Origin of the sequence: Paenibacillus sp. UASWS1643, assembly GCF_008693195.1 — a bacterium.
GTDB lineage: Bacteria > Bacillota > Bacilli > Paenibacillales > Paenibacillaceae > Paenibacillus > Paenibacillus amylolyticus_B.
Genome location: NZ_VXKZ01000055.1, coordinates 1 through 739, shown reverse-complemented (window position 1 = coordinate 739; position 739 = coordinate 1). Strand labels below are relative to the sequence as shown.

Sequence of the window (739 nt, the reverse complement as noted above, 5' to 3'; positions counted from 1 at the left end):
ATTGGATAAGCCCTCGACCGATTAGTACTGGTCAGCTCCATGCATTGCTGCACTTCCACCCCCAGCCTATCTACCTCGTCGTCTTCAAGGGGTCTTACATACTGGGAAATCTCATCTTGAGGGGGGCTTCACGCTTAGATGCTTTCAGCGTTTATCCCGTCCGTACATAGCTACCCAGCGGTGCTCCTGGCGGAACAACTGGTACACCAGCGGTACGTCCATCCCGGTCCTCTCGTACTAAGGACAGCTCCTCTCAAATTTCCTACGCCCACGACAGATAGGGACCGAACTGTCTCACGACGTTCTGAACCCAGCTCGCGTACCGCTTTAATGGGCGAACAGCCCAACCCTTGGGACCTACTTCAGCCCCAGGATGCGATGAGCCGACATCGAGGTGCCAAACCTCCCCGTCGATGTGGACTCTTGGGGGAGATAAGCCTGTTATCCCCAGGGTAGCTTTTATCCGTTGAGCGATGGCCCTTCCATGCGGTACCACCGGATCACTAAGCCCGACTTTCGTCCCTGCTCGACTTGTAGGTCTCGCAGTCAAGCTCCCTTATGCCTTTGCACTCTTCGAATGATTTCCAACCATTCTGAGGGAACCTTTGGGCGCCTCCGTTACTCTTTAGGAGGCGACCGCCCCAGTCAAACTGCCCACCTGACACTGTCCCCGCACCGGATTACGGTACCAGGTTAGAACCTAGATACGATCAGGGTGGTATCCCAACGTTGCCTCCAC

Annotated in this window: 1 rRNA gene; it reads right to left on the bottom strand. The window is 55.5% G+C overall.

Features of this window, described 5'->3' with window-relative positions:
• Position 1 precedes the first annotated feature (1 nt).
• Positions 2-739 (bottom strand): 23S ribosomal RNA (locus FE296_RS00250); the annotation flags it as partial.